Genomic DNA, 6,615 nt, shown 5'->3' with positions numbered 1-6,615 from the left:
GTTGACCACCACCCCCGCGCCGTGCGCGGCGAGCAGCCGGGCCACCGCCAACCCGACACCGCGGGAGCCGCCGACGACGACGGCCCCCCGGCCGGCGAACATCGGCGGATCCGGGTTAATCCGTTGACTCCTTCTGGGAGAACGTCATCGCGTCCATGTTCCAGAACCCGCGCAGGTTGGTGATCAGCCCGGCGTCGTTCACCCGGTAGGTGAACGCGCCGCGCACCGTGGCCACGAAGCCGTTCGGGAACGTCGTCTCGAGCACCAGGATGTAGGCGATCTCGGTGGGGCTGCTGGACGGAAAGGTCTCCTCGCAGGTGATGCGCAGCTGGTTGGGCCCGATGTTGGTGTCGAAGAAGTCGGCCACGGCGGCCTTGCCCCGGACACCGGTGCCGTCAGGGTTGGTGACGGCCTCGCCGATCGGATCCTCGATGACGACGTCGTCGGCCATCAACGCCAGCCAGCCCTCTTTGTCGCCGGCCTGCACCGCCCGCCAGGAGCCCTGCGAGGCGGCGACCACCGGTGACTGCGCAACCGTGTCGGTCTCGCTCATCGTGGCCTACCTGTCGTCGTCGGTGTAGCGGATCACGCCGCGGATGTTCTTCCCGTCGAGCATGTCCTGGTAGCCGTCGTTGATCTGCTCGAGCTTGTACTGGCGGGTGACCATGTCGTCGAGGTTCAGCTTGCCCATCTTGTACATCGACAGCAGCTGCGGGATGTCGAAGTGCGGGTTGCCGCCGCCGAAGATGGTGCCCTGCAGGTTCTTCTGCAGCAGCGTGAGCATCGACAGGTTCAGCGTCACGTTGGTGTCGAGCATGCTGCCGACGGCCGTCACCACCGCGGTGCCGCCCTTGGAGGTCAGGTTGAGGTAGTTCTCGATGTCCTCGCCCTTGAGTTCGCCGACGGTGATGATCGTCTTGCGGGCCATTCCCCCGCCGGTGACCTCGGCGATGCCCATCATCGCGGTCTCGATGTCGGGGTAGACGTGGGTGGCGCCGAACTTGAGCGCCTGGTCGCGCTTCCACTCCACCGGGTCGATCGCGAAGATGTTGCGGGCGCCCGCGGTGACCGCTCCCTGCAGCGCCCCCATTCCGACACCGCCGATGCCGATGATCGCGACGTCCTCGCCGGGGCGGATGTCGCCGCTGCGGACCGCCGAACCGTAGCCGGTGGTGACACCGCAGCCGACCAGGCAGGCCACCTCGAACGGGATGGACGGGTCGATCTTCACCACCGAGCTCTTGTGCACCACCATGTAGGGGCTGAACGTGCCCAGCAGCGTCATCGGGAACACCGGCTGGCCCTTGGCGTGGATGCGGTGGGTGCCGTCGGAGACCGCGACGCCGCCCAGCAGGCCGGCGCCGAGATCGCAGAGGTTGCGCAGGCCGGCCTGGCACGACGGGCACTGGCCGCAGGACGGGATGAACGACAGCACGACGTGGTCGCCGGGGGCGAGGTGTTCCACGCCCGGGCCGACCTCTTCGATGACGCCGGCGCCCTCGTGGCCGCCGAGCACCGGGAAGCCCATCATCGGGATGCCGCCGGTGACCAGGTGGTGGTCGGAATGGCACATCCCGGACGCTTCCATCCGGATCTTGACCTCATCCTTGACCGGGTCACCCATCTCGATCTCTTCGATCGACCATGGCTGGTTGAATTCCCAGATCAGAGCGCCTTTGGTCTTCATATCTCCCGCTTTCGACTAGAGCATCTGAGTCCAGACTAGAGGGTCTAGTTAGCCATATCACAGCGCCCCCAAGCAACTGCTTGGTGGTGTGCTCACCAGATGGGTACGGGTGCCTCGCCCAGCGGGTAGTAGCCGGGCAGCTTCTCCCCGGCCAACGACCGCTCGATGCGCTTCTGCATGGTGGGCGTGAGGTCCCCGGATTCGATCAGCTTCATGAACGCCTTCTGCACGTGGCCGAAGTCGAAGAAGTCGCGCTGCCACTCGATCAACAGCTCATCGTTGAGCCGGAACCAGCTGCCGCCGATGCCGTAGATCTCGTCGCGGGTGCCGTCGGACTTGTTGGCGATCTGCTTCCAGAAGCCGACGATCTCGTTCTGCTTCTCGTCGATGAGGACCTTCTGGTACTCGTAGACCCAGTTCTCCAGGCCCTCCATCTCCAGGCCCAGCGCCACGTCGCGGATCTCCGCCTTGTTGACGCACATGACGTCTTCCTTCGGGCCGATGTTCCAGCCGTAGGTGGCGTCGTCGGTGTAGAAGTCGGCCAGCGGCTTCCAGTCCCCGGCCGCCTCGGCCTCCTGGTTGGCCTTGAGCCAGCGGTCGACCCATTCCTCGAGTTCGGTACGTGACGCCATTGTCTTCAGTCCTTTTCCTTCAGAGAAATCGCTTGGGTGGGGCACATTTCGATCGCCCGTTCGACGTCCTCGCGGATGTCGTCGGGTGGTTCGGGGTCGACGATCTCGACGATGCCGCGCTTGGGCACCTTGAACACGTCGGGGGCCTCCAGCTCGCACATGGCGTGGCCCTGGCACAGGTCCTCGTCGAGTTCCACGCGGTAGCAGCCCACCGTCTCAGGCCTTTGCTCGCCTGCGGTAGCGGACCTTGGCCGGCCGGGCCAGCTGAACCACCATCTTGGAATGGTCGTTGCGGTAGCTCTCCGGCGGCTGGGCCATCTCGAACTCGTATTCGCGCAGCAGCACCGAGAAGATCGCCTTGATCTGCATCTGGGCGAAGGCCGCGCCGACGCATCGGTGCTTGCCCGCACCGAACGGGATCCAGGTCCAGCGGTTGATCAGATCTTCCTGGCGCGGCTTGTCGTAGCGGTCCGGGTCGAAGGCATCCGGATCGGGGAAGTCCTCGGGAATCCGGTTGGAGACCGCCGGGGAGGCGGCCACCATCTGGCCCTTGTGGATCGGGTGTCCGGCCACCTCGAACTCGTCCTGGGCCACCCGCATCAGGATGATCAGCGGCGGGTGCAGCCGCAGCGTCTCCTTGAGCGCGTTGTCCAGCTTCGGGATCTGCCGCAACGCGTGGAAGCTGACCTCCTGGCCGTCGGCGTAGAGGTCGTCGAGCTCCTGCTGGACCGCGGCGTAGTAGTCGGGGTGGCGCAGCAGCTCGATCAACGTCCAGCTCGACGTCCCCGAGCTGGTGTGGTGGCCGGCGAACATCAGCGAGATGAACATGCCGGTGATCTCGTTGGCCGAGAACCGCGGGTTGCCCTCCTCGTCCTTGATCGAGACCAGCACATCGAGCATGTCGCGATCGCTCTTGTCCTTGGGCGGGTTGGCGATACGGCCGTTCATCACCTCCTGGACCAGCTCGACCAGACCGGCGCGAGCCTCGTCGCGGATGCGGAAACTCTCGATCGGCAGGTACGGATCGACGTAGCACAACGGATCGGTGCCGCGTTCGAGCAGGTGGTAGTAGTTGGCGAAGCGCGAGTCGAGCTGGTTGCGGAACTTCAGCCCGATCAGGCAGGCCGTGGAGGTGTAGATGGTCAGCTCGGCGAAGAACTCCAACAGGTCGATCTCACCTGCGTCGCCCCAGTCGGCGATCATCTTGCGGACTTCGGCCTCGATGGTGGCGGCGTGGCCCTTCATCTGTTCGCCGCGCAGGGCGGTGTTGTGCAGCATCTCGGCGCGCCGCTCGGGGTCGGCGTCGAACACCACGCCCTCTCCGAAGATCGGCGTCATGAACGGGTAGGCCTCGGCCTGGTTGAGTTCGCTGTCGCTGGAGCGGAAGAAGAACTCGTTGGCCTCGGCTCCGGACAGCATCACGACCTGCTTGCCGGCCAGCTGGAACCAGCCGACGTCGCCGCACTCCTCCCGGATCCGCTTCATCAACCCGATCGGGTCGGTGCGGAACTCCTCGAGGTGGCCGTGCTCTTCTTCTCCACCGGAAACGCGCTGGACGATCGTGGTGGTCGTCATGACGGCATCCCTTCCTCGCCGAGGGCGAGCTTCTGTCGGTCAGTAGTGGACGCCAACGGGGCCTCGGGCTGGAGTTCCATGTTGGCGATGAAACCGCCGCGGGGGGTTTCCGCGACGAACGTGATGGCCCGCGCCAGGTCCGACGCGCGCAGGAAGTAGTCGTGCCGGGCCTGGCCCCACTTGGCCCAGTCCTCGAGAGCGGGTCCGATCAGCTCGGCGGGTAGGCTCCAACCCATCGACGTCTTGGTCGGACCGGGGTGCACGATCGAGGCCCGCACACCGGTGCCCTCGAGCTCCATCTGCAGGTTTGTCACCATCGCGACCAGCGCCGCCTTCGCGGCACCGTAGGCGCCCATGTGCGGCCGCTGCCGCAGCGCCACATCGGATCCCACGAAGATCATGTCGCCGCGCTGGCGCTCGATCATGCCGGGCAGCACCGCGGTCGCCACCCGGTTGGCGCCGATCAGGTGGATCTGTATCTGAGATTCGAACTGTTCGGTGCTGATCGAATCCAGCTTGCCGAAGTAGGTGTCGCCCGCACCGGCCACGAGCACCTCGATGTCGCCCAGCGCCGTGGTGGCCTCCTCGACGCAGGCCTTCACCGAGTCGGGATCGGTGACATCGAGGTGTACCGCGATCGCCTCGCCACCGTCGGCGCGGATCTTGTCGACGATCTGCTGGCACTTCTCCAGCCGGCGGGCGCCGAGTGCCACCGGAAAGCCGTGGGCGGCCAGGTCGATCGCGGTCGCTTCGCCGATACCGGAGGAGGCTCCGGCGACGAGGGCGGGGCGACGGTCGGGCAGCGGATCAAAACGGGGCATCCGGAGTACCTTTCAGCGGACCTGGACGGACATCGGCAGATGAGCGAATCCGCGGACATTGCTGGAGTGGACGCGGACGGCGTTGGCCTCGTCTACCTGGTATCCGCGGATTCGCTTGAACAACTCGGTCAGCGCCACCCGCGCCTCCATCCGAGCCAGATGCGCGCCCAGACAGAAGTGTGCCCCGCTGCCGAAACTCATCAGTTTGGAACCGATTTCCCGCCCGATCAGGTACTCGTCGGGACGCTCGAAGGCGCGCTCGTCGCGATGCGCCGAACCGGGGAGCAGCAGGAGCACATCACCATCGGGAATGGTGGTTCCATACAGCTCCAGCTCACCGGCCACCGTGCGGGCCAGGATCTGGCTGGAGGTGTCGAAACGCAGTGTCTCCTCCACCCACAGCGGCACCCGGTCGATGTCGTCGTAGACGCCGCTGAGCTGATCGGGGTTGCGATGACCCCAGAACGCCGCGTTGGCAAGAAGTTTGGTGGTGGTCTCGTTGCCGGCGATCACCATCAGGAACATGAAGCCGAGGATCTCGTCGTCGGTCAGCCGGTCACCGTCGATCTCGGCCTCCAGCAGCGCCGAGGTCAGGTCGTCGGTCAGCTTCTCGCGGCGCTCGGCGACCATCTGCTGGTAGTAGACGATCAGATTGATCGAAGCCTCCACCGCCGCGGCAGGGACGTCGGTGACACCCTCGTCGCGGTGCATCACCCCGTCGGCCCACGCCCGCACTTGTGCGCGGTCGGCCTCGGGAACACCCATCAGCTCCGAGATCACGTCCATCGGGAGCTTGCCGGCGAACTCGTCGACGTAGTCGACGGTGTCGTTACTGCGGGCCTTCTCGAGCATGGTATCCAGGTGCGCGACAGCGATCTCGGTCACCCTCGGTTCGAGCTCGCGGATCCGGCGTGGGGTGAAGCCCTTGGAGACCAGGGTGCGCAGCCGAAGATGAGCGGGATCGTCCATGGCCAGAAACGACATGGTCTTCGACGCGTGCGGGCCGCGCGAGGCCGGGTCCAATGACACACCGAACTTGTTGGACAACGTCGTGCTGTTGCGAAAGCCGTGCAGGACGTCGGCATGCCGGGAGACTGCCCAGAAGCCGAGTTCCTCGTTGCGGTACAGCGGCGCCTCGTCACGCAGTCGTTGGTAGTACGGGTACGGATCCTCGTGGAAGTCGTAGTCGTACGGGTCGAGCTTGACGTCGCTCAGTTTCAGGTTCATCGGTCCTCTCCGACAATGGGTCTCATTTATCGTCTCCGACGATGAGGCCGACCACGTAGCTGAGCCGGTCGGCGATCTGGTGGTAGGTGAAGGCTCCGCTGCCGGCGTTGACCAGGGCGCCGAAGAACGTCATCTCCAGTGCGGACAGGGTCCGCGGGTCGGCGTCAGGGCCGACGGCTGCCCGGATCCTGCGGTGGATCTCGGCGCCGATGCGTTCGCGCGCTGCCCGCACCGCCGGATCGTTGCCCGACAGCAGCGCCGTCGTGCACGCGGCTGCGACCTCCGGTTCGTCGGCCAGGGTCAGCGTCATCGCCCGCAGCGTCTTCTCCACCCGGCTGGTCCTCGAGTCGTTGACGTCGGTGAAGTACTCGACCCGGCGGATCAGATCCAGGTAGACCTCGGCGATGAGGTGGTTCTTCGAGGAGAAGTACGTGTAGGCGGTCGCCGGGGCGACCTTGGCCCGCGCTGCCACCGCGCGCACCGTCAGATCGGCGTAGGACGACTCGCGCAGCATTTCGATGCCGGCGGAGAGGACCTTGCGGAAGGTTTCCTCCTGCCGGCGGTTACGCGGCGTCGCCTGCGCCTGATCTGTGAGCGCGGCAACAGCATCACTGGACACATGTCCAAGTTATCGGACCCGACCGTCGTCCGGCAAGGGCGTTGTCGAAAATGC

The 6,615-nt window shown here is 65.7% G+C and carries 8 protein-coding genes; all 8 read right to left on the bottom strand.

The window, feature by feature from the left end:
* Positions 1-115: 115 nt before the first annotated feature.
* The gene (locus ACXAID_RS04180; protein WP_475020923.1) at positions 116-553 is read right to left on the bottom strand and encodes a nuclear transport factor 2 family protein; all 438 of its coding nucleotides are present in this window, start codon (positions 551-553) and stop codon (positions 116-118) included.
* 6 nt (positions 554-559) lie between these two features.
* Complete coding sequence (locus ACXAID_RS04175; RefSeq protein WP_475020922.1) at positions 560-1,687, bottom strand: NDMA-dependent alcohol dehydrogenase; 1,128 nt, start codon at positions 1,685-1,687, stop codon at positions 560-562.
* Positions 1,688-1,779: 92 nt separating this feature from the next.
* Entirely contained in the window at positions 1,780-2,319 is a 540-nt protein-coding gene (locus ACXAID_RS04170) for a nuclear transport factor 2-like protein (protein ID WP_475020921.1), read from the bottom strand.
* A 5-nt stretch (positions 2,320-2,324) separates the two neighbouring features.
* Positions 2,325-2,531 carry a ferredoxin gene (locus ACXAID_RS04165; protein ID WP_475020920.1) on the bottom strand — a complete coding sequence of 69 codons (207 nt, stop codon included), beginning with the start codon at positions 2,529-2,531 and terminating at the stop codon, positions 2,325-2,327.
* Between the two features lie 4 nt (positions 2,532-2,535).
* On the bottom strand, positions 2,536-3,894 hold the full coding sequence (locus ACXAID_RS04160) for a cytochrome P450 (protein WP_475020919.1): 1,359 nt from the start codon (positions 3,892-3,894) through the stop codon (positions 2,536-2,538).
* Positions 3,891-4,715 carry an SDR family oxidoreductase gene (locus tag ACXAID_RS04155; RefSeq protein ID WP_475020918.1) on the bottom strand — a complete coding sequence of 275 codons (825 nt, stop codon included), beginning with the start codon at positions 4,713-4,715 and terminating at the stop codon, positions 3,891-3,893. The genes ACXAID_RS04160 and ACXAID_RS04155 overlap by 4 nt, the downstream gene beginning before the upstream one ends.
* Before the next feature lie 12 nt (positions 4,716-4,727).
* A complete protein-coding gene (locus ACXAID_RS04150) occupies positions 4,728-5,942 on the bottom strand; it encodes a cytochrome P450 (RefSeq protein WP_475020917.1) in 1,215 nt (404 codons plus the stop codon).
* 22 nt (positions 5,943-5,964) lie between these two features.
* Positions 5,965-6,561, bottom strand: coding sequence for a TetR/AcrR family transcriptional regulator (locus ACXAID_RS04145; protein WP_475020916.1), 597 nt, complete (start codon positions 6,559-6,561; stop codon positions 5,965-5,967).
* Between the last annotated feature and the right edge of the window lie 54 nt (positions 6,562-6,615).

This window comes from Mycobacterium sp. ABE4_509 (assembly GCF_056160785.1).
Note: the sequence above shows the minus strand (reverse complement) of the source record. Positions and strands in the feature narration are given on the sequence as shown.

Excerpts from the sequence above, each read along its gene's own strand:
- ACXAID_RS04150 (WP_475020917.1), bottom strand. The coding sequence starts at position 5,942 with ATGAACCTGAAACTGAGCGACGTCAAGCTCGACCCGTACGACTACGAC.
- ACXAID_RS04155 (WP_475020918.1), bottom strand. The coding sequence starts at position 4,715 with ATGCCCCGTTTTGATCCGCTGCCCGACCGTCGCCCCGCCCTCGTCGCC.
- ACXAID_RS04170 (WP_475020921.1), bottom strand. The coding sequence starts at position 2,319 with ATGGCGTCACGTACCGAACTCGAGGAATGGGTCGACCGCTGGCTCAAG.
- ACXAID_RS04175 (WP_475020922.1), bottom strand. The coding sequence starts at position 1,687 with ATGAAGACCAAAGGCGCTCTGATCTGGGAATTCAACCAGCCATGGTCG.
- ACXAID_RS04180 (WP_475020923.1), bottom strand. The coding sequence starts at position 553 with ATGAGCGAGACCGACACGGTTGCGCAGTCACCGGTGGTCGCCGCCTCG.
- ACXAID_RS04160 (WP_475020919.1), bottom strand. The coding sequence starts at position 3,894 with ATGACGACCACCACGATCGTCCAGCGCGTTTCCGGTGGAGAAGAAGAG.